Here is a 26,206-nt window from a genome sequence, read left to right as displayed (position 1 = left end):
CATCGGGAGCAAGCCCCCTCCCACATTTGGTCTTTGTTGTCAGCGAGGTTGTGCAAGGATATACGCCCCCGAGGCCAAGCGCCCCGGCCCTTACATTTCTTCACAGACGCACTACACAGCTTCACAGCACCACGGCGCAGGTGACCTTAGGATGCGCCAGTCAATATTGGGATAAGAGCATGTCGAAGAATCTGTTTGCGCCGTTTTGCCTGTTGGCGCTCACCCTGGCGCTGAGCGCGTGTGACAACTCCACAGCCGAGGCGCCGCAAGTGCCCCTGGCCAAAGTGCGCATCGAGACGCTGCAGGCCAAGCCCCTGTCCATCACCAGCGAATTGAGCGGGCGCATCGCCGCGCCGCGTATTGCCGAGGTGCGCGCACGGGTGGCCGGGGTGGTGATGCAACGGGTCTTCAACGAAGGCCGTGACGTGAAACAGGGCGACGTGCTGTTTCGCATCGACCCGGCCCCGTTCAAGGCCGACCTCGACAGCGCCCAGGCCAACCTGAGCAAAGCCGAGGCCAATGCGTTCCAGGCGCGCCTGCAGGAACAGCGCTACAGCCAGTTGGTGGAAGGCAATGCCATCAGCGGCCAGGAATACGACAACGCCCGCGCCGCCCTGCGCCAGACCAACGCCGAGGTCGCCGCGAACAAGGCCGCCGTCGAGCGGGCCCGGTTGAACCTGGGTTACGCCACGGTGACCGCACCGATTTCCGGGCGCATCGGTCGTGCGCTGGTGACGGAAGGCGCCCTGGTCGGCCAGAACGAAGCCACGCCGCTGGCGATCATCCAGCAACTGGACCCGATCCACGCCGACCTCACGCAGTCGACCCGCGAGCTGAATGACCTGCGCCGCGCGTTTCGCGCCGGTCGCTTGCAGCAGGTCGGCCAGGACCAGGCCAAGGCCAGCCTGATCCAGGATGACGGCAGCCTGTATCCGTTGCCGGGCAAGCTGCTGTTCGCCGAGATCAGCGTCGACCCGGGCACCGGGCAGATCATCCTGCGCAGCGAGTTTCCCAACCCGGACCTCGACCTGCTGCCCGGCAGCTTCGTGCGGGTGCGCCTGGAACAAGCCGTCGACCAGCAAGGCCTCAGCGTGCCGCAGCGCGCCATCACCCGCGACAGCGCCGGCATCCCCATGGTGCTGTTGTTGGACAGCGAGCAAAGCGTGCGCCAGCAGCCGGTGGAGCTGGGCGCAGTGATCGACGATCGCTGGGTGGTCAGCAGCGGCCTCAAGCCCGGTGACCGCATTGTCGTCGAGGGCCTGCAACACGCACGCCCCGGTGAAAAAGTTGAAGTGGACGACAGCCCGCTCGTGAAGGAATAACCCGCCATGCCGCAGTTCTTTATCGACCGCCCGATTTTCGCCTGGGTGGTGGCCCTGTTCATCTTGCTGGCCGGCTTCCTGGCGATCCCGCAACTGCCGGTGGCCCAATACCCCAACGTGGCGCCGCCAAAGGTAGAAATCTACGCGGTATACCCTGGCGCTTCGGCCCAGACCCTGGACGAAAGCGTGGTCAGCCTGATCGAGCAGGAGCTCAATGGCGCCGATCACCTGCTGTATTTCGAGTCCCAGAGCAGCCTCGGCTCGGCGACCATTACCGCCACGTTCCAGCCGGGCACCAACCCGGAAATGGCCCAGGTGGATGTGCAGAACCGCTTGAAGGCGGTGGAGCCGCGCCTGCCGCAAGCAGTGACGCAACAAGGCCTGCAGGTAGAGAAAGTCTCGGCCGGCTTCCTGCTGCTGGTCACGCTGACGTCCAGCGACGGCAAGCTCGATGACGTGGCGCTCAGCGATTACTTGGCGCGCAACGTGATGAACGAACTCAAGCGCCTGGACGGGGTGGGCAAGGCCCAGTTGTATGGCGCCGAACGCGCCATGCGCATCTGGATCGATCCGCAGAAGCTGATCGGTTTCAACCTCACCCCGGCCGACGTGAATGCCGCCGTCAGCGCGCAGAATGCCCAGGTGTCGGCGGGCAGCATCGGCGACCTGCCGGGCACCAACACCCAGGAAATCACCGCCGCCATTCTGGTCAAGGGCCAACTGTCGACGCCGGCGGAGTTCGCCGACATCGTGCTCAAGGCCAACCCTGACGGCTCCACCGTGCGCATCGGCGATGTGGCGCGGGTCGAAGTCGGCAGTCAGGAATACCAGTTCTCCACGCGCCTGAACGGCAAACCGTCCACCGCCGTCAGCGTGCAGCTGGCGCCGGGGGCCAACGCGCTGAACACCGCGACCCTGGTGCGGGCGAAGATGGACGAACTGTCGCGCTATTTCCCGGCCAACGTGGAATACAAGATCCCCTACGACACCTCGCCGTTCGTCAAAGTCTCGATCACCAAGGTGGTCTACACCTTGCTCGAGGCAATGGCGCTGGTGTTCGCGGTGATGTTCCTGTTCCTGCAGAACGTGCGCTACACCCTGATCCCCACGCTGGTGGTGCCGATTGCGTTGATGGGCACCTTTGCCACCATGCTGTTGCTGGGTTTTTCGATCAACGTGCTGACCATGTTCGGCATGGTGCTGGCGATCGGCATTCTGGTGGACGATGCGATTGTGGTGGTGGAGAACGTCGAGCGGATCATGGCCACTGAAGGCCTGTCGCCCAAGGAGGCGACGAAAAAGGCCATGGGGCAGATCACCGGCGCCATTGTCGGTATCACCCTGGTGCTGGTCGCGGTCTTCCTGCCGATGGCGTTCATGCCAGGCTCCGTGGGGGTGATCTACCAGCAGTTCTCGTTGTCGATGGCCACCTCGATCCTGTTCTCGGCCTTCCTGGCCCTGACCTTGACGCCAGCGCTCTGCGCCACCTTGCTCAAGCCGATTGCCCAGGGCGAGCACCATGCCAAGGGTGGCTTTTTCGGCTGGTTCAATAAACGCTTTGAACAGCTCACCGACCGCTACGAAGGCTGGGTGGCCTATGCGCTCAAGCGCAGCGGCCGTTACCTGCTGATCTACCTGGTATTGCTGGTGGGCCTGGGGCTGCTGTTCAGTCGCCTGCCCTCCTCGTTCCTGCCGGTGGAAGACCAGGGCTACACCATCACCGATATCCAGCTGCCACCGGGCGCCAGCAAGAACCGCACGGTGCAGGTGGCCGAGCAGATCGAGGCACACAACGCCGGTGAGCCGGGGGTGGGCGATACCACCATGATCATGGGTTTCAGTTTCTCCGGCTCCGGGCAGAACGCGGCGCTGGCGTTCACCACGCTCAAGGACTGGTCGGAGCGCGGCGGCGATGACTCCGCAGCGTCGATTGCCGACCGCGCGAATATGGCCTTCAGCGGGCTCAAGGATGCGATCGCCTATGCGATCCTGCCGCCGCCGGTAGACGGCCTGGGCACCTCCAGCGGCTTCGAGTTCCGTCTGCAGGACCGCGGCGGCGTCGGCCATGCGGGGCTGATGGCTGCGCGCACCGAGCTGCTGGAGGCTGCCGGTAAAAGCCCGGTCTTGGCCAACGTGCGCGAAAGCGCCCTGGCCGAAGCGCCGCAGGTACAGCTGGAAGTGGACCGCAAGCAGGCCAATGCGCTGGGCGTGTCATTTGCCGATGTGGGCAATGTGCTGTCGTCGGCCATCGGTTCGGCCTACATCAACGACTTCCCCAATCAGGGCCGCATGCAGCGTGTGGTGGTGCAGGCTGAAGGCGACCAGCGCAGCCAGGTGGCGGACTTGATGAAGATCAACGTGCGCAACAACGCCGGGAAAATGGTGCCGTTGTCTGCGTTTGTCGAAGCCAAATGGACCCAAGGCCCGACGCAATTGACCCGCTACAACGGCTACCCGGCCATCGCCATCAGTGGCGAAGCGGCGCCGGGCCACAGTACCGGCGAGGCGATGGACGAAATCCAGCGCCTGGTCAGCCAGTTGCCGGCGGGCCTGGGCCAGGAATGGACGGGGTTGTCGTTGCAGGAACGTTTGTCCGGTTCCCAGGCGCCATTGCTGCTGGGCCTGTCGCTGTTGATCGTGTTCCTGTGCCTCGCGGCCTTGTATGAGAGCTGGTCGATCCCGACCTCGGTGTTGCTGGTGGTGCCCCTGGGTGTGCTCGGCGCGGTGGTGGCCGTGAGCCTGCGCGGCATGCCCAACGATGTGTTCTTCAAGGTCGGCTTGATCACCATCATCGGTTTGTCGGCGAAGAACGCGATTCTGATCATTGAGTTCGCCAAGGACCTGTACGAGCAGGGTGAAGATCTGATCGACGCCACCTTGAAGGCGGCGCGCCTGCGCCTGCGCCCGATCATCATGACGTCGCTGGCGTTCATCCTCGGCGTGGTGCCGCTGGCGATTGCCACCGGTGCCAGTTCGGCGAGCCAGCAGGCGATTGGTACGGGGGTGATTGGCGGGATGATCACCGCGACATTGGCGGTGGTGTTCGTGCCGGTGTTCTTTGTGGTGGTGATGAAACTGGTGCGCAAGCGCCACACGGCAGATTAAGCTTTTTGTAGGAGCGAGCTTGCTCGCGAAGAACTCAGGGCCTGCGCGTTTATTCAGACAGAACGCGTTGGCTGGACGTTTTTCGCGAGCAAGCTCGCTCCTACAGGGGTTATCGATCAAGTTCATGATTAAGTACAACCGAATAAGCTATGGTGCTCACTACTGCCTATTGTGAGTCGCCATGCCCTTCCTCGCCCGCACCCACCCTCGCCTCTCAGCCGCCGCCGTGCTCGGCCTCGCCGTGGGCATCCTGGTACCCGCCGATACGCTGGCCAGCAAAATTTTGATCGGCTGGAACGCCGGGGTCTGGACCTACCTGGTGCTGATGCTGTGGCTGACCAGCCGTGCCAAGGCAGAAGATGTCCAGCGCATCGCCGAGGTCGAGGACGAAAACGCCGGCCTGGTGCTGTTCACGGTGTGCATCGCCGCCATCGCCAGCCTGGCCACCATCACCTTCGAACTGGTCGGCAGCAAAGACCTGGCGCCCACCGAACGTTTGTTGCACTACGGCTTCACCGGCTTGACGGTGATCGGTTCATGGCTGTTGATCGGGGTGATTTTCAGCGTGCACTACGCCCGGCTCTATTACACCTGGAACGGCAAGGAGCCGGCGCTGCGCTTTGCCGAAGGCTTGCTCACGCCCAACTATTGGGACTTCCTGTATTTCTCCTTCACCATCGGCGTGGCGGTGCAGACGTCCGATGTGGGCGTCGCCACCCGTGGCTTGCGCAAGGTGGTGCTGGGGCAATCGTTGATCGGTTTTCTGTTCAACACGGCGATTCTGGGGTTTTCGATCAATATCGCCGCAGGCCTGTTTGGCTGAGACTGCACAAACCTTCTAGACGCTTGGCCGCCCTTGGGCGCTAATGACATTACACATTCATCCTCGGTGTTGTATGGCCGCGCACAATTGGATCGACCTGTCCCAGGACGCCGACACCGGCATCGAGACCCTGCGCGCGCATTTCGAGGGCCACGCCTACGATCCCCACTGGCACGACAGCTACCTGATCGGCGTCACCGAACAAGGCGTACAGCAATTCAACTGCCGCCGCATGCGCCACAACAGCGTACCGGGCCAAGTGTTCCTGGTGGAACCCGGTGAGTTGCACGACGGCGACGCGCCCACCCCGGACGGCTTCACCTATCACATGCTGTACCTCGACCCGCACTGGTTGGCGCGTGAAGTGAGCGCGGTGTTCGAAGAAGCGCCGCTGGACAGCCAGTTGAGTTTCGCCAGCACCTTGACCGGCGATCCGCGCCTGGCCCTGGCCACCAGCCAGGCCTTTCAAACCTTGCACAGCGGCGAGCTGCGCATTGTGCGGCAACGCGCCATGGACCAATTGCTGGAGCGCCTCACCGGCCACCTCTACTGGCGCATCCGCTACCGCGAGGACCCGCGATTGCCGCAGGTGGCGCACAAGGCCCGGGAATACCTGCATGCCCATCTGCACGCAGACATCGGCATGGACGAACTGGCTCTGGCCTGCGGTGTCGACCGCTTCCGCCTCAGTCGCGCCTTCAAGAGCGCGTTCGGCCTGCCGCCTCACGCCTACCTGGTGCAACTGCGCCTGGCTCACGCTCGGCATTTGCTGGGCAAGGGCGAGCAACCGGCGGATGTGGCGATTGCCTTGGGTTTTGCCGACCAGAGCCACCTGGGCCGCTGGTTTGTGCGCGCCTACGGCCTCACGCCCGCCGCGTACCGCAAGCGTTGCTCAAATGTTCCAGACAGGTAGCGTTCAGGCCTGTGAAGATCGACTCCATCAATCGATTGTTGGGAGTCGCCCGCCATGTTGCCGTTTATCCTGTTTGCCTTTGTCGCCTCCATCACCCCGGGTCCTACCAATATCCTGGTGCTGAGTAACAGCGCACGGTATGGCTTCAAGGCCGCACTGCCGATCATCCTCGGCGCCTGCCTGGGTGCAGCAGGCATCGTGCTGTTGGTGGGCTCCGGTGTGGGCCAGTCACTGGTGCATTTGCCCCAGGTACAAAGTGCGATGCAGTGGGCCGGCGTGGCCTGGCTGAGCTATCTCGCCTGGCAGATTTTCAGCGCGCCAGTGGAGGCCTTGGACGTACAGTCAGCGCAAAAGCGACTGGGTTTCAGCGGTGCCGCCAGCCTGCAATTGATCAACCCCAAGACCTGGATGATGGCGCTGGCAGTGGTCAGTGTATTTGCGGGTAATGGTGCAGAGCGCCAGAGCCAGGTAATGACCCTGTCGATGGTTTTTTTCCTGATTTCTTTGCCATGCCTGGCAACCTGGGCCGTGCTGGGTGCGGGCTCAAGCCAGTTCCTGCGTTCGCCAAGTGCCATGCAACGCTTCAACCGCTGTATGGCCCTGCTTCTGCTGGGTTCGGCCTGGCTGAGTATAGTGATCTGAATGTAAAAAAAAGGGGGAAGCCGTAGCTTCCCCCGGTTCAATCGAACGACAACTTCAGAAGTCGTACCGCACGCCGAAGTTGACGCCCCAAGGCTGGTCGATCTTCTTGCCCTGGCTGGTTTCGAAGTCGGCATGCAGCTTGACGTTCTCCGATACGGCCATGGCTACACCGGCCGCCAGCTCGATGCGCGAGCCGGACAGGTCGTTGTTGAAGCTCTGGTCGTTGATGAACACCTTATTGCTCTGGTCAAACTCGTGGGCGACCGCAGTACGCAAGTAAGGCTGCAGGATACCGCCGCTCTCCAGTTGGATGTTCTTGCCCGCAGTCACACCCAGCTTACCGACCACCGAACTGGAACGATCACCCTTGGCGTGCAGCCCATTGGTCAGGTCGTAGCTTTGCGCCTGGGTGATGGTGGCCGACAAATGCCCATAAGGCTCGACGAAAAAGCCGTCGTCCAGCTTGATATGGCGACCGAACTCAGCCGAGGCGCCCACGGCGTTTTGCGCGTAGTTGCCTTTGGCTTTCTTGCCATCGCTCATGGTCACATTGTTGTCGGTGTGCAAACGGTTGAGCTTGGCCACACCGTCGAAGTACAGACCGCTTTCAGCGTCCATCCAGGTGGCATAACCGCCCACGTAGTAGCTCTTGACCTCGCCGCTGCTGCCACGGTTCAGGCTTAGATCGGAGACGCTGTGACCGGCCATCATACCGGCGATCCACTGGCCGTCCCCTCCGGACAACGGCGCGTCGGCACCGATGGTGAAGCCCTTCTGGTTTTGCGCGTAGCCCGCACCGTTCTTGTTGGCCGCCACATCGAATTTGTTGCCGTAGCTGCGCATCCACATACCGTTGCCCGCGCCTTCGCTGAAGCGCAATTCGCCCATGCGCGTACGCAGGATGCTCATCTCGCCATACAGCACGGTCGGCGCGCTGTTGAACAAGGCCAGCACCGAGTGGGCGGTAGTACTGGTGCCGCGACGAGAGGGGTCGAGCAGCCAGTCGGTACCTTCTTTCTTCAAGCCGTAATCATAGGCGCCAATATCAACGGTGCCGCCCGCCAGGGCGAACTGCGCATCACCGCCTTCGGTGTGCACCACCTTGATCGGCTCGCCCTTGGCCAGCTCCGAACCGGTGGCGGCGAGCAGCAGGCTGTGGCTGCCTTCAGCCTTGCCTTGCACGTTGAGGAAGTCGGTCTGGTTGGTGGAAAAGTCGGTGTGCATGATGAAGGTGCCGTTACCGTCCAGGCTCTTCACATCCAACTGGTAGAACTCATTTGGCCCGCCGAAGGTCACAGCACCGCCGCCCATCTTCAAGGCGTCGACATTGCTGTCGCCGACCAGCACCCAGTTGGACGCTTCGTTCACACTCAACTCGGCGACGTTTTTCAACTGGCCGGTCAGCCAGGCACCGTTGTTGAGTTGCACCTTGGCATGACTGCCCTCTTCCACCACCACGTCGCCGAACAGTGAGCTGTTATCCACGTTCATGTTCGCGGTGGAACCACCGGTCACTTCCAGGATATTGCCGTTGTCGCCGGTCAAGGTAGAACCATTGAGGACCTTGATGTCGGCATCAGTCGCACCATACTCATCCCCCATCACCAACAGTGCCGCGCCGTTACGACCTTCGACATGGGAACCGTCCAGCACCAGGCTGCTTGAGTTCTTGTCGCTCGCCTCGTAGCGCAGCTCCACGCCATTCTGGCCGCCGACGATGCGACTGCCGCTGGCTGTCGCACCGGCACCCAGCAGCCGGATGCCCACGCCGGTTTCGTCCGTCGCAATCACGTCCGAATTGATGAAGTTCAATTGGCTGAACGCCGAAGCAATCGCCCCCATGGTGGTGCCCGTAACGGTGCTGCCGGACACATTTACGGTCGAGCCGTTCGACGTCAGAAAATTGCGGCCCGCACTGATCCCTACACCGCCTTGGTTGGTGACCGTGCTGTTGTTGATGTCTGCGGTGCTACCGGTCAGATGAATCGCATAGGGAGAAGAACTACGCGCTTGAACTGTCGCGCCATTCAAGGTGATTTTCGAGCCACCGGACGCCTGGATTTCTTGTGCAATGGTGCCTTCATTCAGCGTCATCCTCGAGCCGACCACTTGGGATTGACGCAAGGTGGCCCCGTTAGAGATCAGGTGAGAGTCCCCCGTGACATACCAGTTGTCGACGTAATAGCCCGCCCCAATCGTGCGTTCCTGCCCTTGAGACACCTCCTGTCGAGCCTCGGCAACCGAAGTGCCGAGTATCAGGAACCCCATGGCGGGTGCCTGGATGGCAATGGCCAAAGGGTGTTTTCTAAAAAAAGCATTCATTCTCATTTTGCGCGCATACCCGTGAAGAACCTTCCCATCAGGGAACGAATTGACCGGCACCAAGCAAGGCAGGGGCAGGCCGTGACGGAGCGCAGATTAAGAAATAGGGAGGAAGGGGTATGTAGGACTTATCCTAACCAAAGCAGCCAAAATCGCAGCGTCGGGCAACGCAGGCTTGAAGAAGACCCATTGCAGGTCCTCTTCAAGCCCAACCTGTTAAGCCCAGGTGGTTCCGTCGCAATAGGTTGGCGTTGAGCCCGACAGATACGTACGCACCAAGGCTAGTGTTTCGACAGAGCTCACCGGACTGGGACCTGGAACGGGTACCAAATACTTGATACGTACGGAGCCGGCAGAAAGGCTCGCCGCGTTGATAGGTTTGATGAATGTACTACCCGGTCTGACAGCAACTCTGAAACCTGTAACCACTTCGCTGCTATTGACCTTGTGAGTAAACGTATCCGAAGCCGCGGGAAGTGGCGTCAGTCCTGCGTCATCGCTGAATGCCATCCACTCTAAAGGAATGACCATTCCCTCAGTAATGAGAGGATGGGGCGGTACGAAAACCATCAGGGTGTCACTTGGCTGTGGAACCGCAGAGCAGCCGATGATGACCTGCCCGGTTGGTGTGGTGATGGCACCTACCACCGAAGGCTGCTGGAATGTAATGACATTGGCCGAGACATCAATACCTTGCACCAATGAATAGTTGGCGTTGATGCTAGTCGTCGTGACGATTCGATACTGCAATGGAATCCCAACGCCGTTGCCTTGCCTGGAAATGAATGGCCATGGCACATGCATAGTAATGACATCACCCGGGTTCGCCGTAGTGTTATCAACCGCAACACTGTCAACCCGCTCGCCCCCATAATACAGTTCAATTGTGAAGGGTCCGGCTGAAGGCAAGGGCGCGGCACTCCACAAAGTCACCGCGACCGGCGCATCCTGCTGCGCGTCACGTGGGTCCAGCGCATTCGGCAATGCCGAGACGGGCCCCGTCAATACAGGCGCGGGCAGGTTGGGGTTGTTCAAGTCAGGCTCGTCAGGGTTGACCGGGCCGGGCGCAAACAGGTCCAGCTCGATCACCGCAGGCGTGGGTACCCAAGTGAACACACCGCCACGCTCAACGGCATATTCTACCGTCAATGCGATAGGCCCGTTGCTCGAACCATATAAGGTGCGCAGTACCGGGTAATCCACCGGGAAATTATAAGGAAGCGCAGTGGATCCCAGCGGGATGGGACCGACCTGCTGATTACCGTGCAACGTGGTCAGGCGCACGTAAAGGTTGTCTTTACTGCGATCCGGGACATAGTTGGGGATAATCACATCCATTCCCGACGCTGCAGCCGCATCCATCCGGTCGATCAGGCGATCGCCGACCCCCGCAAGGCTCAATGCCAACCTGACGCCCGGCGTCTGAAGGACCGGAGCAGGCATGATGGCAATGACCACCGATAACCCGAGTGAAGGCAGAATGCTGGGGTTGCCGGAAGCGTCGCGTAACCGGTAATAAAGGCTTCGAGCGCCTTCCCACTTCTTCGCTTGATCCAGGGTGAGTACCACGACTTCATCGGGAAACACCGGGCCTGATGCAACGACATCTCCGACAGGCCCATCCAGCAACTCCCATATGTCTCCCAGATGTGCATCAAAGGCGTCATAATTGGGAATTGGAAATCTTGCCTCATTGCCGTTATCGGCAAAATATTTGGCATCCAGCGGCCCGGAGTGCCCGACCGGCATCGACAACGGTCGCGGAGCAATACCGGCAGTCTGGTAGGGCCCGGTTCGATCGACAATAAACGTGACCGTATAGGAACCCGAGATATTAGTGCCGAAGGTATTGGTCACCTTATAACTGTACGAGTGAGTGCCTTCAGTTAGTTCAATCTCAGCTATCCGGGCCACATACGGTCCTGCCGTACGATGCACGTCTTGTCCAATATAGCCGGACTCGAAGTTACCCGTGTCATCAATATAATTATCTCGAGTGGCAGGATCCGCCGGGGACGGGACAGGTAACCACGCTGGAATGTCCAGCAGTAGATCCTGATCCACCGCAGCGCGGGTCAGCAAACCAGGATAAAGGGTGTTATCAACATACCCGCGCGGCACTGCCGCAGGCAGCGAAATGGGTACAGGGTCTGCCAGTTTGCTCTTTTGAATGGCGAAAGGGCCTAGTTTCTTTTTCATATCAAGTCACTCACCGTAGTTATATGCACCCGTGTTGAAATACTCGCCGCCTTGAGGCGAGCCTGTAATACGGATAACCCAGCGCATGCTTAACGTATTGAGAACCAGCAATGAAACTTGCCATACAACACCCGAACAGCCGTTGGCATAGCGTCGAATCATTCCGCTTTATACTGTTGTGGCCGACCACTCACTCGCGCGTGTCATCCACCGCTGCAGGCAACCATTGCAAGTCCGTACCATCGCAAAAGCCGGGGTCTCCAGGCTGGCAGGGGTAATCGCCGCCAGGTGACTTTCGATCTATACGTACGCGCCCTTTCGGCCCCTCACTGGACTTGCCCAACAACGCGCCATTTCGATAGACGAAATACTTTGCTGTCGCGGACGCAAAGTTACGCATCGGCTCAATTTTAGTCTCCCAAGGCAACACGACTATCTCGGCCCCATTAATAAAATGTTCGGAAATCAACGTTAAGCTGCCTTCAAACTCGGTGCCGAGGATAGGGTCCGACCAGTTGTTAGCCCTGAACCCCTGCCAAAAAAATTCGATGACATCGTCAACTTTCATCGGTGCCACAACAGGCACGTTCCACCGAACCCCGTGACAGATCGCAGGCCTTGAGGCACAGGTCAGATAAGGAACATTCCCATGCAACGTGTGCTGTATTTCCGGGTCGGGAAAATCGATCAAGGGGTCAACGTGAACATTGACCAACGTGTCTGGGGCCAGTTGTTCATTCACGCCGTTGCTGGTGGTGTAATGAACCGGCAGTCCAGGGTGATTGCCCTCTTCCACAACAAGGCTGCCGGATACATCCGGCACAAACCTGATTAATTGATCATAGATATCGCCTGGCTGGACCGTGTAATAGGCCACCGGCCCTCTATTGCCCCAGTACAGTGAAAGCACTTGGCCCGGTTGCGGGTCCATATAAAGTCGCACCCATACACTGGCACCAGCGATTCGGTCGCGCAAATCCAGCTCATTGAACAACCCCGACCCATTGCCGAACACCTGCACCTTGGTCAGTGAAGCGTTAAGCAACGCGGGGGCATTGGCATGGTCCTGGCCTGCAATCGTGAAGTCTGTCTCGAACGAACGTACCGGTGATGGAAAAGGGGGCCGGCCCGCTCGACGTATTTCGTATTGCACAGGTACCGACTCACGCATCAGCGGGCCCGGTATACGCAAAATTGACCAGGGGACAGTCACGGTAAATGGAAAACCAGTGATCGGCGTTTCCGCGACCGGTCGCCCCTGCCAGAGGACCACCACGGCGTCGCCTGGGGCGTATCCGTAGTATTGCGTCGGAATAACGACCGCGATGCCGGCGCGGGCATCATCGCGCTTGAGCAGCAGATCGTAGTAGGCCGGCGGCCGGATTTCGGGAGGGGGCAATCTACCGGGAGACGGAATCAGGTTGACCATAAAATCCATCGAAGCACTCAGGGGGCTGTAGTTTCCCGCCCTGTCGTAGGCACGCACCGTCATATACCCCCTGCCGTTGGGCAGCGCGCGGAACAGGTCGCGATGAACCCTGAGCACCAGGGGTTCGTCAATGAAGTGAAACGTCTGGATATAGTCATAAATCATAGGAAACGGCGGCGTTTCATCCGACAAATACAGGGCAACCTGATCATCTCGCTCTCGCACTAGGAATTTCGGCACTTTGATCTCTATGAATTCGTAATTGGCAAGAACGCTTTCGGTAATGCCAGACGAGGCAATGTCAGAATCGACAAACTCGGGATGATCGGAAGGTGAAACAAACACCGGAGGATTGCGGTCCAGCCTCAGCATTCGGGGAGGTGAATCCACATCCGGGCTGCCCTCTTCTACAACCCGATACCGCAACTCGATGACTGCGTCGAAATCCATCATGTAGTGTGCTGGCACATACAGGGAGTAAGGAAAGGTCGCTGCGGCAAAAGATATTTCGTCAAAAACGACGAAGTCAGCGACTCGCTCAACGCCGCCCACCTTCCAGATCAATTGGAGCGTATTGGTACGGCCCAGCGTTGGCCCCGGGGCCCATTTTTTGATACGGCACTCCAATGGCATTGCGTTGTAAGGGCTGACGATGAGCCCGTCCGGGTCTGATACCGGTACGCCGACGATCTCTGCGAAGGGGTCCAGCATCAGCACGCCATTGCGCTGTTTACGGAGGGTGGGCAATGGTCCGTTACCGGGCGTGTCCATGGTGCATGCTCCTATTCAAAGGCCGCCTGTTGAGCACGATTAGGCACCTGATTGGGGAGTGCGACTACTGTCAGACTTGACAGGTTTTCCTTGCCATTCGTCGGTTATTAAGGCTCGGGCTGCCGGCAATTTTTCGTACAACTCTTGACGCGTTTGCTGACATGGTGTCTTCTGAAACCGGTTTCAGCCTGACCCCAAATTTTCTATTCCAATAAGAAAGGCCCGCCACCGTGACTTCATTTTCCGCCGCCCAGCGCAGCCGCGTGACCATGCTTGATGTCGCCGAGCGTGCTGGTGTGTCCAAGGCCAGCGTGTCGCGTTTTATCGGCGATGACCGCGCCCTGCTCTCCGATGCCATCGCCCTGCGCATCGAGCAAGCCATCGATGAACTTGGCTACCGCCCCAACCAGATGGCCCGTGGCCTCAAACGTGGGCGCACGCGCCTGATCGGCATGCTGGTGGCCGATATCCGCAACCCCTATTCCATTGCCGTGATGCACGGCGTCGAAACCGCCTGCCGCCAGCATGGCTATAGCCTGGTGGTGTGCAACACCGACCGCGATGACGAACAAGAGCGCCAGCACCTGGCGGCGCTGCGTTCGTACAACATCGAAGGGCTGATCGTGAACACCCTCGGCCATCACCTCGACCAACTGCTGGAACTGCAACGGGAAATGCCCCTGGTGCTGGTGGACCGCAAGGTCGAGCCGCTGCACAGCGACCTGGTGGGGCTGGACAACCCGGCGGCGGTGCGTATGGCGCTGGAACACCTTGAGCAGCAGGGTTATCGCGAGGTGCTGCTGGTGAGCGAGGCGACCGACGGCACCAGTTCACGGCTCGAACGCCTGCACAGTTTCAAAACTGAAGTCGCCAACCGCCCGGACATGAACGGCGCCGTACTCGAGTTGAACGACGCGCTGGAAAATCACCTGCGCATCTTCCTGGCCAAACCCGCGCGCAAAGCGCTGTTCTGCGCCAACGGCGTGGCGGCGCTGGCGTGCACCCGTGCGCTCAAGGCGTTGGGCTGCCACCTGTTCAACGATATCGGCCTGATTGCCCTGGATGACCTCGACTGGTATCCGCTGGTGGGCAGTGGCATCACAGCGCTCGCCCAGCCCACAGAGGCGATCGGTGCCAGTGCGTTCGACTGCCTGCTCAAGCGCTTGCGCGGTGATACAGCCCCGACGCGTACCCTGGATTTTTTGCCCCAACTGATCATCCGAGGCTCCACCCAAATCCCTGTGGGAGGGGGCTTGCCCCCGATTGCGGTATATCAGTCAGCTTAGCTGTAGCTGACCCAACGCTATCGGGGGCAAGCCTCTCCCACATTTTGTTCTGCGCATAAAAATGAAACCGGTTTCAGAGGTAAACAACAATGCATGAATATCCCGTCTCTATCAGCCTTTCCAGCTACGGCGCCGAGCTGGTCCGCCAGCAGGGCCAATTGAGTTTTGTCGCGCTGCTGCACGCCGCCGGTGCCCGGCGCATCGAATGGCGTGAAGAACTGCTGACCACCGAACCCCCTGGCACCCTGGCCCAGGCCGCCGCCGAGCAAGGCCTGGAATCGGTATTTTCCTCGCCCCTGGAACTCTGGGTCGCCGGCCGTGCCCAGCCCAATGCAGACTTGGCCGCGACCCTGGACCGCGCCCAGGCCTTCGGGTCGCGCTGGCTGAAAGTGTCCCTGGGTTACTTCACCGACACCAACGACCTCGAAAGCCTGCACGCCCTGCTCAATCGCCACGCGATCAAGCTGCTGGTAGAAAATGACCAGACCCTGCACGGTGGGCGGATCGAGCCGATGCAACGATTTTTCACTGAGGTCGAACGCCTGGGCCTGCCGGTCAGGATGACCTTCGACATCGGCAACTGGCAATGGCAGGACCAATCCGCGCTCACCGCCGCGCGCCTGCTGGGCCGGCACGTGGACTACTTGCACTGCAAGGCCGTGGCCCGTCGCCCGGACGGCAAGCTGGTAGCCCAGCCGCCTGGCGCCACCGACCTGCATCTGTGGGAACAACTGCTCACGCACATGACCCAAGGTATTACCCGGGCGGTGGAATTTCCGCTGCAGGGCGACGACCTGATCCAGGTCACTGCGCAACAGGTCGCCACCCTCGCCCGCCTTGGCCAACCCCGCGTGGAGAATGCCCATGTCTGAGATCGATATCCTGTCGTTTGGCGAGACCATGGCGATGTTCGTCGCCGAGCAGACCGGCGACCTGGCCCAGGTCGGCCAGTTTCACAAGCGCATTGCCGGGGCCGACAGCAATGTCGCAATTGGCCTGTCGCGCCTGGGTTTCAATGTCGCGTGGTTGAGCCGGGTGGGTAACGACTCCCTCGGGCGCTTCGTGGTCGACACCCTGGTCAACGAAGGCCTGGACTGTAGCCACGTAGCCATCGACCCGCTGCACCCCACCGGTTTCCAACTCAAGTCCCGCGAAGAAGCTGGCGCCGATCCTCAGGTGGAGTACTTCCGCAAAGGTTCGGCGGCCAGCCATCTGTCGATTGCCGCTATCAGCCCGGCCCTGTTGCAAGCTCGCCACCTGCATGCCACCGGGATTGTGCCGGCGTTGTCCGAGGCCACCCGCGAATTGTCCGTGGAGTTGATGACACAGATGCGCAAGGCCGGGCGCAGCGTGTCCTTCGATCCGAACCTGCGTCCATCCCTGTGGGCCAGCCAGGCGCAGATGATCCGCGAAATCAACGCCCTGGCCGGCCTGGCTGACTGGGTATTGCCAGGCCTGGGCGAAGGCCAGCTGCTTACCGGCTTCGATGACCCGGCGGATATTGCCGCGTTCTACCTCGACCAGGGCGCCGAAGCGGTGGCAATCAAACTCGGGCCCGATGGCGCGTATTACCGCACCCACATGGACCAGGGCTTTGTCGCCGCCGTGCGCGTGGACAAGGTGGTCGACACCGTGGGCGCCGGCGATGGTTTTGCCGTGGGCATGATCAGCGCCCTGTTGGAAAACGCCAGCTTTCCCGAGGCAGTACAACGCGGCAACTGGATCGGCAGCCGCGCCGTACAGAGCCGCGGCGACATGGAAGGGCTGCCCACCCGCGCCGAATTACCCAGCCGATCCGTTGCTTGACCCATTACCCACTTTCCCTGTTGCCACAACTACAACAAGCTCAGGAGCAACCTTATGGAAACCGTGAAACTCGCCACCCGCCGTTGGTGGTACATCATGCCCATCGTGTTTATCACTTACAGCCTGGCCTACCTGGACCGCGCCAACTACGGCTTCGCCGCCGCCTCGGGGATGGCCGAAGACCTGATGATCACGCCGGGCATGTCGTCCCTGCTCGGCGCGCTGTTTTTCCTCGGCTACTTTTTCTTCCAGGTGCCGGGGGCGATCTACGCGCAGAAGCGCAGCGTCAAAAAGCTGATTTTCGTCAGCCTGATCCTGTGGGGCGGCCTGGCTACCCTGACCGGGGTGGTCTCCAACGCCTACATGCTGATCGTCATTCGCTTCATGCTCGGGGTGGTCGAGGCCGCGGTGATGCCGGCGATGCTGGTGTACCTGTGCCACTGGTTCACCCGTGCGGAACGCTCGCGGGCCAACACCTTCCTGATCCTCGGCAACCCGGTGACCATGCTGTGGATGTCGGTGGTCTCGGGCTATCTGGTGCAGCATTTCAGCTGGCGCTGGATGTTTATCATCGAGGGCCTGCCGGCGGTGTTATGGGCATTTATCTGGTGGAAGCTGGCCGACGAGCGTCCCAAGGACGCCAAGTGGCTGAGCGACACGGAAAAGCACAGCCTGGAAACTGCCCTGGCCGCCGAGCAAGTCGGGATCAAGGCGGTGAAGAACTACGCCGAGGCCTTTCGCTCGCCGAAGGTGATCATCCTGGCGCTGCAGTTCTTCTGCTGGAGCATTGGCGTATACGGCTTCGTGCTGTGGCTGCCGTCGATCCTCAAGGCCGGCCTGAAGATGGACATGGTCGAAGCCGGCTGGCTGTCAGCCCTGCCCTACCTGGCGGCGGTGATCGGCATGCTGGTGGTGTCCTGGGGTTCGGACAAGCTGCAAAAGCGTAAACGCTTCGTCTGGCCGCCGCTGTTGGTTGCCTCCATCGCGTTCTATGCCTCCTACGCGCTCGGGGCTGAACACTTCTGGTGGTCCTACACCCTGCTGGTGATCGCCGGGGCGTGCATGTACGCGCCTTATGGTCCGTTCTTCGCCATCGTTCCGGAAATCCTTCCGGCCAACGTCGCCGGCGGCGCCATGGCGCTGATCAACAGCATGGGCGCACTGGGCTCGTTCGGCGGTTCGTACCTGGTGGGTTACCTCAATAGCAGCACCGGCTCGCCGGGCGCTTCGTACCTGTTGATGAGCGGTGCGTTGATGCTGTCGGTGGTGCTGACGATTTTCCTCAAGCCCGGCGCCAGCGACCGCGTACGCGAGCCCGTGGCTACCCTCGAAATGAAGGCCAATTCCTGATGAAAAAATCCGTAGTTTTATACAAGAAACTCTCCGCGCCGCTGATGGCCCGCCTGCATGAGCAAGCCGATGTGACCCTGATCGACGCACTCGACGAGACCGGCCTGGCCCAACTGCGTAGCGCCCTGCCCGACGCCCACGGGCTGTTGGGCGCCAGCCTGCGCCTGGATGCCGGGCTGCTTGATCTTGCGCCGAAGCTGGAAGCGGTGGCGAGCGTTTCCGTGGGGGTGGACAATTACGACATCGACTACCTCACCCGGCGCGGCATCCTGCTCAGCAACACCCCGGATGTGCTCACCGAAACCACCGCCGACACCGGCTTTGCGCTGATCCTGGCGACTGCCCGACGCGTGGTAGAACTGGCCGACATGGTGCGCGCCGGCCAATGGAACAAGAACATCGGCCCGGCACACTTCGGCAGCGATGTACACGGCAAGACTCTGGGCATCATCGGCATGGGTCGCATCGGCGAAGCCTTGGCCCAGCGTGGGCATTTTGGCTTCGGCATGCCGGTGATCTACCACAGCCATTCGCCCAAGCCTGCGGTAGAGGCGCGTTTTGGCGCGCAGTACCGCAGCTTGCCGGAACTGCTCAAAGAGGCCGATTTTGTCTGCCTGACCTTGCCGCTGACGGCTGAAACCGAGAAGCTGATTGGCGCTGAAGAGTTCGCGTTGATGGGGCCGGAGACGATCTTTATCAACATTTCCCGGGGCAAGGTGGTGGACGAAGCGGCGCTGGTCGAAGCCTTGCAACAGCGCACCATTCGCGCGGCCGGGTTGGATGTGTTCGAGAAAGAACCGCTCGACCACGCATCGCCGCTGCTGCGGTTGAACAATGTGGTGGCGACGCCGCACATAGGTTCGGCGACCCATGAGACACGCGAGGCGATGGCCAAATGTGCGGTGGATAATCTGCTGCAGGCGTTATCCGGCGAGCGCCCGCAGAACCTGGTGAACCCAGGCGCCTGGAAATAGTGAACTCATGTGGGAGGGGGCAAGCCCTAATGCCAGTCAGTTAAGCGTACACCGCCGTCTGTAGGAGCGAGCTTGCTCGCGAAAAACGTCAACGATAACGCGTGCTTTCTGAATGAGCGCGGTGCCTGTGAGTTTTTCGCGAGCAAGCTCGCTCCTACAAAAAGCCTTAACTGACTGGCATTAGGGCAAGCCCCCTTCCACATTTGGATTGCATTTCAGATTCTAGATAACGAACTTGGCCACCATTCCATTCAAATCCACCGCCAACCGCGACAGCTCATGGCTGGCCGCGCTGGTCTGGTTGGCGCCCGCTGCCGACTGCGTCGCCAGGTCACGGATGTTCACCAGGTTGCGGTCCACTTCGCGCGACACCTGAGCCTGCTCTTCCGAGGCGCTGGCGATCACCAGGTTGCGTTCGTTGATCAGGCTGATCGACTGGGTGATCTGCTCCAGTGCCACGCCAGCGGCGCGGGCCAGTTCCAGGGTGTGTTGGGTACGCTGGTTGCTCTGCTGCATGGATTGCACAGCTTCACCGGTACCGTTCTGGATGCCGGCGACCATTTTCTCGATTTCCTGGGTGGACTGCGCGGTGCGATGGGCCAGCGCCCGCACTTCGTCGGCCACCACGGCGAAGCCACGTCCGGCTTCACCGGCACGCGCCGCTTCGATCGCGGCGTTGAGCGCCAACAGGTTGGTCTGCTCGGCAATCGCACGGATCACGTCCAGTACCTTGCCGATGTCACGCCCTTGCGCTGCCAGCCCTTCGATCATCGCCGCCGTGTTCTGCACATCCTGGGTCATGGTCTGGATTGCCCCGACCGTCTCCACCACCCGGTCGCGCCCTTCCCGCGCCGCCTGGTTGGACTGGCCGGACGCTTCGGAGGTGGACACCGCATTGCGCGCCACTTCTTCCACCGCTGCAGTCATCTCATTGACCGCCGTGGCCGCCTGGTCGATTTCATTGTTCTGCTGTTGCAAGCCACGGGAGGCTTCTTCGGTGACTGCGCTCAGTTCTTCGGCAGCCGACCCAAGCTGCGTGGCCGAACCTGCAATGTGCTGGATGGTCTGGCGCAGGTTGGCCTGCATGGTCGACAAGGCACTGATCAGGCGCGCCGGTTCGTCCTTGCCGTCGTCCTCGATGGTTGTCGTCAGGTTGCCGCCGGCGATGCTTTCAGCCGCTTGCACGGCCTTGCGCAACGGCGTGACGATGCTGCGGGTCAGCAGCCAGGCCAGCAACACCGTCAGCAACGCAGCGGCGACCGACACCACGATGACGCCGGTAATGGCGCCTTCGTAACTGTGTTCTGCCTGGGTATCGGCAGCCTTGGCGCCGGCGGCGTTGAGGGCGATCAGTTTGTTCAACTGCTCGCCCATCTGGTCGGTGCCTTCCTTGATACGGCTGTTGATCAGGGCGCGCATTTCATCGACCTTGTCTTGCCTGGACAGGGCAATCATGTCGGCCTGGGCCTTGACGTAGTTGTCCAAGGTAGTGGCGAATGCCTTATACAACACCGCCTCCTCGACATTTGCCGGCAACGCGGCGTAATGGGTCTGCGCGACCCTGACCTTGTCCACCAACACGCCGATGCGGGCTTCGGCTTCCTGCAGGGCCGCCGGCTCACGGTTGACCAACACGCGAAAGGACAGGATGCGCATGCGCAACACGTTTTCCGTCATATGCCCCAGGTACGTCACACTGGGCAGCTGATTGGTGCTCATGTCCAGCGAAGCCTGGCGCATCAGGGTCATGCGGTTGACCGCAAATACCCCCAAAATGACCACCAGCACTGCAATGAAGGCAAACCCGAGAAATGCGCGAGGGGCAATATTCAGATGACGCAGGGACATAAGGGGGCTCTCAGAAGTGATGTTCGCCAGCGGCCTGCCGCGAATCGATCCGTCAGCGCCAACGCGCTACCCAGACCTTGGCCACCCCTGGTGTAATGGATAGGTGGGCCTATACGGGGTATCGGCTGATGTCGACGTTTTATGCAGGCGCTTTATAAATAATTTATTACACTTCTGACGACTGGCCGTTTCTGGCATCCTGCGCCTCCCTTTTCTGACCCGAGCCCTCATTTTGTCTGACGCTCAAGCCCCCCGCCCGCGCTATAAATCCGACCTGATCTACGGCCTGGAAGACCGTCCGCACTTCACGGCGGCGATATTTGCCGCCTTGCAGCATGTGCTGGCGAGCTTCGTCGGCATCATCACGCCGACTCTGATCGTCGGTGGTGTGCTGGGCCTGGAAAGCGAAGTGCCTTATCTGGTGAGCATGGCGCTGTTTGTCTCGGGGCTCGGCACTTTCGTACAGGCACGTACCTTCGGCCCCATCGGCTCCGGGCTGTTATGCCTGCAAGGCACCAGTTTTTCCTTTATCAGCGTGATCCTGAGTGCCGGCTTCATGGTCAAGGCCCGCGGCGGCGGCACTGATGAGATTCTTTCGACGATCTTTGGCATCTGTTTTTTTGCAGCCTTCATCGAAGTGGTGCTCAGCCAGTTCATCGGCAAGCTGCGCAAGCTGATTACCCCGGTGGTCACCGGCACCATCATCACCTTGATGGGCTTGTCGCTGATCAAGGTAGCGGTGACCGACATGGCCGGCGGCTTTGGTGCGGGCGACCTGGGCGCCGCCAGCAACATGGGCCTGGCGGCGTTGGTGTTGCTGACCATCGTGGTGCTCAACCGCTTCGACAACCCGTTCCTGCGCCTGGGCTCGATCGTGATCGGCCTGACCCTGGGCTTTGTGGTGGCGTGGTGGCTGGGCCGGGTGGACATGACCGCCCTGCCCCAGGTGCCCTTGATCAGCGTGCCGGTGCCGTTCAAGTACGGGTTTTCGTTCGACTGGGTGGCGTTTATCCCGGTAGCGGTGATCTTCCTGATTTCGCCGCTGGAGGCCGCCGGGGATCTGACGGCCAACTCGATGATTTCCCAGCAGCCGGTCAAGGGCCCGCTGTACATCAAGCGCATCAAGTCCGGCCTGTTGGCCGACGGGCTCAACTCGGCCATGGCGGCCACCTTCAACAGCCTGCCGATGGTGACGTTCGCCCAGAACAACGGCGTGATCCAACTGACCGGCGTTGCCAGCCGCTACGTGGCGTACTTCATCGCCGGCCTGCTGGTGCTGCTGGGACTGTTCCCGATGATCGGCGCGGTGCTGCAATTGATGCCCAAGCCGGTGCTGGGCGGCGCGACCCTGATCATGTTCGGCACCGTGGCCGTGGCCGGCATCAAGATCCTCGCCGAAGCCGGGCTGCACCGACGCAATGTGCTGATCGTGGCGATTTCCCTGGGGATGGGCCTGGGTGTGGCCGCCGTGCCGGAAGTGTTGCGCGACCTGCCCAAGGCGCTGCACAACATTTTCGAATCACCGATCACCGTGGGGGCGTTCTGTGCAATCTTGCTGAACATTTTCCTGCCGGAAGAGTTCATAGAGCTGCAAGAAGATGAATTCGATCCGGAGTCCTCTACCCTCAAGGTCATGCAGGACCCGGACGTCACCAAACACTAGGAGGGCCTTTGTATGCGCAAGCTCATGGTTCTATCGCTGTTGCTACTGACCTTGAGCGCCTGCGCGCTGTTCCCCAATCGCGATCCGGTCAAGATCAACGTGGTCGGCATCGAACCCCTGCAAAGCCAGGACCTGGAAGTACGCTTCGCGGTGAAGCTGCGGGTGCAGAACCCCAATGAAACGCCAATCGACTACAACGGCGTGGCCCTGGACCTGGAGGTCAACGGCCGACCATTGGCCTCGGGCGTCAGCGACCAGGCCGGCAGCATCCCGCGATTCTCCGAAGCCGTGCTGATGGTGCCGGTCAGCGTTTCGGCGTTCACCGTATTGCGCCAGACCCTGGGCCTGAGCCAGACCCAGAGCTTGAATAACCTGCCCTATGTACTGCGGGGCAAACTGGCGGGTGGACTGTTCGGGACGATGCGCTTTGTCGAGCGGGGCACGCTGGATTTACCGAATACGGCGACCTGGTGAAAGGCATGCAACCGACACTCTTGACCGAACGCCTGATTCTGCGCCCGCTGGTGCTTGAAGATGCCGAGGCGATCCAGCAGCAATTTCCCCACTGGGAAGTGGTGCGCTACCTCAACGCGCAGGTGCCATGGCCTTATCCGGCGGATGGCGCACGCACCTATCTGCAACACGTGGCCCTGCCCGCTATGCTCCGGGGTGAGGAATGGCACTGGTCGATCCGTCTTAAAACCGCGCCTGAACAGTTGATTGGCAATGTCAGCCTGATGGATGAAGCGGACAACAATCGCGGATTCTGGCTGGGGCCACAGTGGCATCGGCAAGGGTTGATGCCCGAAGCCAGTGCCGCCGTGACCGACTATTGGTTTGGCGTGCTCCAGCGCCCCGTGTTACGTGTGCCCAAGGCTGCGCCGAACCTGGGGTCACGGCGGATTTCAGAGCGCACCGGCATGCGTTTGATCAAGACGGATGAGGGCGAATTTGTTGCAGGCACTTTCCCACGGGACATTTGGGAAATGACCCGTAAAGAGTGGTTGGAATCCAAATCTCTCAAACGATAAAGATCAAATGTGGGAGGGGGCTTGCCCCCGATGGCTGTGTACCAGTCAGCCTATCTGTAAATGACCCACCGCTATCGGGAGCAAGCCCCCTCCCACATGTTTAACCGCGTTTAGTCAGTGATATAGCGCACACCCGGCTTGGCGCGCTCGTCCACCGTCAACTCAAAAATATCCGGCCGGGCATAATGCCCCACCACGTCATAGTCATACCTGGCCCGCACCAACTCATCGGTATCGATCCACGCTGTCAGCAGGCCCGCCTCACCCACCAGCGGCCCAGCCAGAATGTCTCCCATCAGCCCGACAATCACGCTGCCTCCGGCAGCGTTTGCCGAAGCTGCGGGTGATCTTCCGCCAGACCCACAGCCAGATCGTCGCCGACGCCCTGCTCGACCGCAGCCTGGACCTGGCGATCACCGCCGGCGGGTTTGCCGAGCGGCGCCTGAGTCGGCAAGTGCTCGGGGAAGGTGACTATCGCTGCCTGGTGGATCCGGACAGCCTGGCGCCCGGCCAGCAACAGCTCGACCTGGCGGAGTTCGTCGCGCGCGAACATGTGCTTGTGTCGTCGGGTGGGTTTATCGGCATTACCGATGAAGGCTTGGCGGCGCACGGCTTGAGCCGCCAGGTGCGCGCGTCCACCAGCCACTTTGCCGCCTTGGCGTTTCTGCTCAAGGGCAGCGCGGCGGTGGCGACGATTCCTGGGCATGCCGCCGAGGCCATCGCCCGCCTGACCGGCTTGCGCGTATTGCCCTGCCCACTGGCGTTGCCCCGCTATCCGGTCGAGCTGGGCTGGCGCACCCAGGCCCAGCTCGACCCCTTGCTGTTGAAGGTTCGCGAGGCGATCGAGGCGTGCTTTATTTAGCCGCGGCCATCAGCTTGTTGACTTCGCTGCGCACCATGTTGGAAAACTCCGGCGGCGACATGCCGTCCAGTTCCGCGCGCACCCACTCGGCCCATTTGCCCTTGCGCTTGGCGCGCTCGCCGAACAAGCGCGCGGCTTCGCCCTTGGCCTTGCCCAGGTTGGTTTGCCACAGGTCATAGAGACGGGACTTTTCATCTTCCAGCTCGGCGCGTTCGGCGAGGGTCTTGTTGGCGAGATTGAAGCTCATGTTGAATTACCTGCTGCACAAATAGGTGACATCTTACACTGTAGGTCGAAAAGACCTGATTTCGATTTTGCCGCAAATGGGCAGCCCGCAAAATAACTGCAACTTTTGCCAGCGCCCGACACTCCATTGTTCACTGTCACCTACACTTGCAAGGAGTCACACATGGCCCGCAAAACCGCCGCCCAATCCGTCGAAGATCAAATCAAGGATCAAGCCTTCAGCGAACTGACTTCGCTGATTGAAGAATCCGACAAACTGCTCAAGAGCAGTGCATCACTGGTGGGTGAGGAAGGCGAAACCCTGCGCGAGCAGGTCGCCATCAAACTCAAGCAAGCCCTGGACTCAGTGTCCAACGTCCGTGAGCGCAGCAAGCCGGTAGTCGATGCCACCGAGACTTATATCGGTGGTCACCCCTGGCAGACCGTGGCGATTTCCGCAGGCTTTGGCCTGGTGGTAGGCCTGCTGCTCGGTCGCCGTCACTGATAAGCAGGGGCTGCGCCCAGGGCGCAGCCCCTTCAAACCGCAGCCAACGCTTGCAGCTGCTGCAGGTCCTGTATCTCAAGTTCAATCCCCGTTTCCTGCGACTTCGCCCGTGCGCGATGCCGCCGATCACCCGGCAACCGCCGCAACCCCGCCGCATGCATCTGTCGCACCAGTTCCTGGCTGCGCACAGCAAAGCTTTGTCCGGCGGTCTTGCTCGGGTCGATCACGATCAGCAGCTGGCCTGTCCACGGTGTACGCGCCCCCGGATGATCAGCCCAACTGAATTCGAACGAAAAATTACCGCCAGTTAACGCGGCCGCCAGCAACTCGACCATCATCGACAGTGCCGAGCCCTTGTGCCCGCCAAACGGCAACAGCGCGCCGCCTTCCAGAATGGCTTTCGGGTCCTGGGTCGGCTGGCCCAGGCTGTCCACGCCCATGCCCGGTGGCAGGCGTTCGCCCTTGCGCGCGGCGATCTGCACGTCGCCATGGGCGATGGCGCTGGTGGCCAGGTCGAAGACAATGGGGGCGCCATCGGCACGCGGTGCGGCGAACGCGATGGGGTTGGTGCCGAACAGCGGGCGGTCGGCGCCGTGGGGCACCACGCAGGTCATGCTGTTGACCACGCTCAGGGCCACCAGCCCTTCTTCGGCGAAGGGCTCGACATCCGGCCACAGGGCGGCAAAGTGATGGGAATTGTGAATCGCCAGCAGCGCGATGCCGGCGCTACGGGCCTTGTCCACCAGCAACGCTCGCGCCGCTTCAAGGGCGGGCTGGGCAAACCCGTTGCCGGCGTCCACCCGCACGAAGCCGGACGCGACATCGGTCACCACCGGCACGGCGTGGCCATTGACCCAGCCACTGGCCAGGGTACTGAGGTAACCGGGGATGCGGAAAATGCCATGACTATGGGCGCCGTCGCGCTCGGCACTGGCGCAATTGTGCGCCAGGATCGCAGCCACTTGCGGCGACGTACCGTGCTTCACGAACACCGCTTGCAGCAACCCCACCAGGTCGTTGAAACCGATGAGCGCTGTCGCGTTGTCAACTATCGGGGACTGGGCAGACATCTGTAGCTCCGATTTTATAATTGGAAGAGACAACAAGAATCCAGACCGACGATTAAACAA

20 protein-coding genes and 2 pseudogenes are annotated in these 26,206 nt (G+C 60.9%); 15 read left to right on the top strand and 7 right to left on the bottom strand.

Annotated features, from left to right (window positions below):
• The first annotated feature begins 179 nt into the window (after nucleotides 1-179).
• From C4J87_RS10205 to C4J87_RS10185, 5 genes are all read left to right on the top strand, one after another.
• Complete coding sequence (locus C4J87_RS10205) at nucleotides 180-1,322, top strand: efflux RND transporter periplasmic adaptor subunit (protein ID WP_124366661.1); 1,143 nt, start codon at nucleotides 180-182, stop codon at nucleotides 1,320-1,322.
• A gap of 6 nt (nucleotides 1,323-1,328) precedes the next feature.
• The gene (locus tag C4J87_RS10200; RefSeq protein WP_124366660.1) at nucleotides 1,329-4,427 is read left to right on the top strand and encodes an efflux RND transporter permease subunit; all 3,099 of its coding nucleotides are present in this window, start codon (nucleotides 1,329-1,331) and stop codon (nucleotides 4,425-4,427) included.
• Nucleotides 4,428-4,608: 181 nt separating this feature from the next.
• On the top strand, nucleotides 4,609-5,250 hold the full coding sequence (locus tag C4J87_RS10195; RefSeq protein WP_124366659.1) for a DUF1345 domain-containing protein: 642 nt from the start codon (nucleotides 4,609-4,611) through the stop codon (nucleotides 5,248-5,250).
• Nucleotides 5,251-5,323: 73 nt separating this feature from the next.
• The gene (locus C4J87_RS10190; RefSeq protein ID WP_124366658.1) at nucleotides 5,324-6,163 is read left to right on the top strand and encodes an AraC family transcriptional regulator; all 840 of its coding nucleotides are present in this window, start codon (nucleotides 5,324-5,326) and stop codon (nucleotides 6,161-6,163) included.
• A gap of 54 nt (nucleotides 6,164-6,217) precedes the next feature.
• Nucleotides 6,218-6,805: a LysE family translocator gene (locus tag C4J87_RS10185; protein ID WP_124366657.1), complete on the top strand. Its 588-nt coding sequence runs from the start codon at nucleotides 6,218-6,220 to the stop codon at nucleotides 6,803-6,805.
• 54 nt (nucleotides 6,806-6,859) lie between these two features.
• Here the strand turns inward: C4J87_RS10185 and C4J87_RS10180 are convergent, their stop codons facing one another.
• The 3 genes from C4J87_RS10180 to C4J87_RS10170 form a co-directional block, all read right to left on the bottom strand.
• Complete coding sequence (locus C4J87_RS10180) at nucleotides 6,860-9,133, bottom strand: autotransporter outer membrane beta-barrel domain-containing protein (RefSeq protein WP_124366656.1); 2,274 nt, start codon at nucleotides 9,131-9,133, stop codon at nucleotides 6,860-6,862.
• Nucleotides 9,134-9,343: 210 nt separating this feature from the next.
• Complete coding sequence (locus tag C4J87_RS10175; RefSeq protein WP_124366655.1) at nucleotides 9,344-11,326, bottom strand: hypothetical protein; 1,983 nt, start codon at nucleotides 11,324-11,326, stop codon at nucleotides 9,344-9,346.
• A gap of 190 nt (nucleotides 11,327-11,516) precedes the next feature.
• On the bottom strand, nucleotides 11,517-13,526 hold the full coding sequence (locus C4J87_RS10170) for a hypothetical protein (protein WP_124366654.1): 2,010 nt from the start codon (nucleotides 13,524-13,526) through the stop codon (nucleotides 11,517-11,519).
• A gap of 230 nt (nucleotides 13,527-13,756) precedes the next feature.
• Between C4J87_RS10170 and C4J87_RS10165 the strand changes: the two genes are divergently transcribed.
• The 5 genes from C4J87_RS10165 to C4J87_RS10145 all read left to right on the top strand — a co-directional run bounded on the left by C4J87_RS10165 (nucleotide 13,757) and on the right by C4J87_RS10145 (nucleotide 18,942).
• Nucleotides 13,757-14,812 (top strand): LacI family DNA-binding transcriptional regulator, encoded by a 1,056-nt coding sequence (locus C4J87_RS10165; protein ID WP_124366653.1) that lies wholly within the window; start codon nucleotides 13,757-13,759, stop codon nucleotides 14,810-14,812.
• An 89-nt stretch (nucleotides 14,813-14,901) separates the two neighbouring features.
• The gene (locus C4J87_RS10160; RefSeq protein WP_124366652.1) at nucleotides 14,902-15,684 is read left to right on the top strand and encodes a sugar phosphate isomerase/epimerase; all 783 of its coding nucleotides are present in this window, start codon (nucleotides 14,902-14,904) and stop codon (nucleotides 15,682-15,684) included.
• Nucleotides 15,677-16,618 carry a sugar kinase gene (locus C4J87_RS10155; protein WP_124366651.1) on the top strand — a complete coding sequence of 314 codons (942 nt, stop codon included), beginning with the start codon at nucleotides 15,677-15,679 and terminating at the stop codon, nucleotides 16,616-16,618. The genes C4J87_RS10160 and C4J87_RS10155 overlap by 8 nt, the downstream gene beginning before the upstream one ends.
• 54 nt (nucleotides 16,619-16,672) lie before the next feature.
• Nucleotides 16,673-17,968 carry an MFS transporter gene (locus tag C4J87_RS10150; protein WP_124362403.1) on the top strand — a complete coding sequence of 432 codons (1,296 nt, stop codon included), beginning with the start codon at nucleotides 16,673-16,675 and terminating at the stop codon, nucleotides 17,966-17,968.
• Nucleotides 17,968-18,942, top strand: coding sequence for a D-glycerate dehydrogenase (locus C4J87_RS10145; RefSeq protein WP_124366650.1), 975 nt, complete (start codon nucleotides 17,968-17,970; stop codon nucleotides 18,940-18,942). The genes C4J87_RS10150 and C4J87_RS10145 overlap by 1 nt, the downstream gene beginning before the upstream one ends.
• 222 nt (nucleotides 18,943-19,164) lie before the next feature.
• On the opposite strand, the gene C4J87_RS10140 is transcribed toward C4J87_RS10145, so the two are convergent.
• On the bottom strand, nucleotides 19,165-20,790 hold the full coding sequence (locus tag C4J87_RS10140) for a methyl-accepting chemotaxis protein (protein WP_124366649.1): 1,626 nt from the start codon (nucleotides 20,788-20,790) through the stop codon (nucleotides 19,165-19,167).
• A 232-nt stretch (nucleotides 20,791-21,022) separates the two neighbouring features.
• Here C4J87_RS10140 and C4J87_RS10135 point away from each other — a divergent pair, with 232 nt between their 5' ends.
• Genes C4J87_RS10135 through C4J87_RS10125 form a run of 3 tightly spaced genes read left to right on the top strand, consistent with a single transcriptional unit; the run spans nucleotide 21,023 to nucleotide 23,484 of the window.
• The gene (locus C4J87_RS10135; RefSeq protein ID WP_124366648.1) at nucleotides 21,023-22,453 is read left to right on the top strand and encodes a nucleobase:cation symporter-2 family protein; all 1,431 of its coding nucleotides are present in this window, start codon (nucleotides 21,023-21,025) and stop codon (nucleotides 22,451-22,453) included.
• 12 nt (nucleotides 22,454-22,465) lie between these two features.
• Nucleotides 22,466-22,927, top strand: coding sequence for an LEA type 2 family protein (locus C4J87_RS10130; RefSeq protein WP_124366647.1), 462 nt, complete (start codon nucleotides 22,466-22,468; stop codon nucleotides 22,925-22,927).
• A gap of 5 nt (nucleotides 22,928-22,932) precedes the next feature.
• On the top strand, nucleotides 22,933-23,484 hold the full coding sequence (locus C4J87_RS10125) for a GNAT family N-acetyltransferase (RefSeq protein WP_124366646.1): 552 nt from the start codon (nucleotides 22,933-22,935) through the stop codon (nucleotides 23,482-23,484).
• Nucleotides 23,485-23,594: 110 nt separating this feature from the next.
• Here C4J87_RS10125 and C4J87_RS10120 read toward each other — a convergent pair.
• Nucleotides 23,595-23,810, bottom strand: a pseudogene (locus C4J87_RS10120) (carbon-nitrogen hydrolase family protein); the annotation flags it as partial.
• On the opposite strand from C4J87_RS10120, the pseudogene C4J87_RS10115 reads away from it, so the two are divergent.
• Nucleotides 23,810-24,346: pseudogene (locus C4J87_RS10115) on the top strand (LysR substrate-binding domain-containing protein); the annotation flags it as partial. The pseudogenes C4J87_RS10120 and C4J87_RS10115 overlap by 1 nt on opposite strands.
• Here C4J87_RS10115 and C4J87_RS10110 read toward each other — a convergent pair.
• Nucleotides 24,339-24,593 carry a hypothetical protein gene (locus C4J87_RS10110; RefSeq protein WP_003190904.1) on the bottom strand — a complete coding sequence of 85 codons (255 nt, stop codon included), beginning with the start codon at nucleotides 24,591-24,593 and terminating at the stop codon, nucleotides 24,339-24,341. The pseudogene C4J87_RS10115 and the gene C4J87_RS10110 sit on opposite strands and share 8 nt — an antisense overlap.
• 162 nt (nucleotides 24,594-24,755) lie before the next feature.
• On the opposite strand from C4J87_RS10110, the gene C4J87_RS10105 reads away from it, so the two are divergent.
• Nucleotides 24,756-25,076: a YqjD family protein gene (locus C4J87_RS10105; RefSeq protein ID WP_124362397.1), complete on the top strand. Its 321-nt coding sequence runs from the start codon at nucleotides 24,756-24,758 to the stop codon at nucleotides 25,074-25,076.
• A gap of 32 nt (nucleotides 25,077-25,108) precedes the next feature.
• Here the strand turns inward: C4J87_RS10105 and C4J87_RS10100 are convergent, their stop codons facing one another.
• Entirely contained in the window at nucleotides 25,109-26,146 is a 1,038-nt protein-coding gene (locus tag C4J87_RS10100) for an Ldh family oxidoreductase (protein ID WP_124366645.1), read from the bottom strand.
• Nucleotides 26,147-26,206: the final 60 nt, after the last annotated feature.

The organism is Pseudomonas sp. R1-43-08, from assembly GCF_003852255.1.
In the GTDB taxonomy this organism is placed as follows: Bacteria; Pseudomonadota; Gammaproteobacteria; order Pseudomonadales; family Pseudomonadaceae; genus Aquipseudomonas.
The sequence above is the reverse complement of the archived record's forward strand: the minus strand, read 5'-3'. Positions and strand labels throughout refer to the sequence as shown.

Excerpts from the sequence above, each read along its gene's own strand:
- C4J87_RS10205 (WP_124366661.1), top strand. The coding sequence starts at position 180 with ATGTCGAAGAATCTGTTTGCGCCGTTTTGCCTGTTGGCGCTCACCCTG.
- C4J87_RS10200 (WP_124366660.1), top strand. The coding sequence starts at position 1,329 with ATGCCGCAGTTCTTTATCGACCGCCCGATTTTCGCCTGGGTGGTGGCC.
- C4J87_RS10195 (WP_124366659.1), top strand. The coding sequence starts at position 4,609 with ATGCCCTTCCTCGCCCGCACCCACCCTCGCCTCTCAGCCGCCGCCGTG.
- C4J87_RS10190 (WP_124366658.1), top strand. The coding sequence starts at position 5,324 with ATGGCCGCGCACAATTGGATCGACCTGTCCCAGGACGCCGACACCGGC.
- C4J87_RS10185 (WP_124366657.1), top strand. The coding sequence starts at position 6,218 with ATGTTGCCGTTTATCCTGTTTGCCTTTGTCGCCTCCATCACCCCGGGT.
- C4J87_RS10180 (WP_124366656.1), bottom strand. The coding sequence starts at position 9,133 with ATGAGAATGAATGCTTTTTTTAGAAAACACCCTTTGGCCATTGCCATC.
- C4J87_RS10175 (WP_124366655.1), bottom strand. The coding sequence starts at position 11,326 with ATGAAAAAGAAACTAGGCCCTTTCGCCATTCAAAAGAGCAAACTGGCA.
- C4J87_RS10170 (WP_124366654.1), bottom strand. The coding sequence starts at position 13,526 with ATGGACACGCCCGGTAACGGACCATTGCCCACCCTCCGTAAACAGCGC.
- C4J87_RS10160 (WP_124366652.1), top strand. The coding sequence starts at position 14,902 with ATGCATGAATATCCCGTCTCTATCAGCCTTTCCAGCTACGGCGCCGAG.
- C4J87_RS10155 (WP_124366651.1), top strand. The coding sequence starts at position 15,677 with ATGTCTGAGATCGATATCCTGTCGTTTGGCGAGACCATGGCGATGTTC.
- C4J87_RS10150 (WP_124362403.1), top strand. The coding sequence starts at position 16,673 with ATGGAAACCGTGAAACTCGCCACCCGCCGTTGGTGGTACATCATGCCC.
- C4J87_RS10145 (WP_124366650.1), top strand. The coding sequence starts at position 17,968 with ATGAAAAAATCCGTAGTTTTATACAAGAAACTCTCCGCGCCGCTGATG.
- C4J87_RS10140 (WP_124366649.1), bottom strand. The coding sequence starts at position 20,790 with ATGTCCCTGCGTCATCTGAATATTGCCCCTCGCGCATTTCTCGGGTTT.
- C4J87_RS10130 (WP_124366647.1), top strand. The coding sequence starts at position 22,466 with ATGCGCAAGCTCATGGTTCTATCGCTGTTGCTACTGACCTTGAGCGCC.
- C4J87_RS10125 (WP_124366646.1), top strand. The coding sequence starts at position 22,933 with ATGCAACCGACACTCTTGACCGAACGCCTGATTCTGCGCCCGCTGGTG.
- C4J87_RS10110 (WP_003190904.1), bottom strand. The coding sequence starts at position 24,593 with ATGAGCTTCAATCTCGCCAACAAGACCCTCGCCGAACGCGCCGAGCTG.
- C4J87_RS10105 (WP_124362397.1), top strand. The coding sequence starts at position 24,756 with ATGGCCCGCAAAACCGCCGCCCAATCCGTCGAAGATCAAATCAAGGAT.
- C4J87_RS10100 (WP_124366645.1), bottom strand. The coding sequence starts at position 26,146 with ATGTCTGCCCAGTCCCCGATAGTTGACAACGCGACAGCGCTCATCGGT.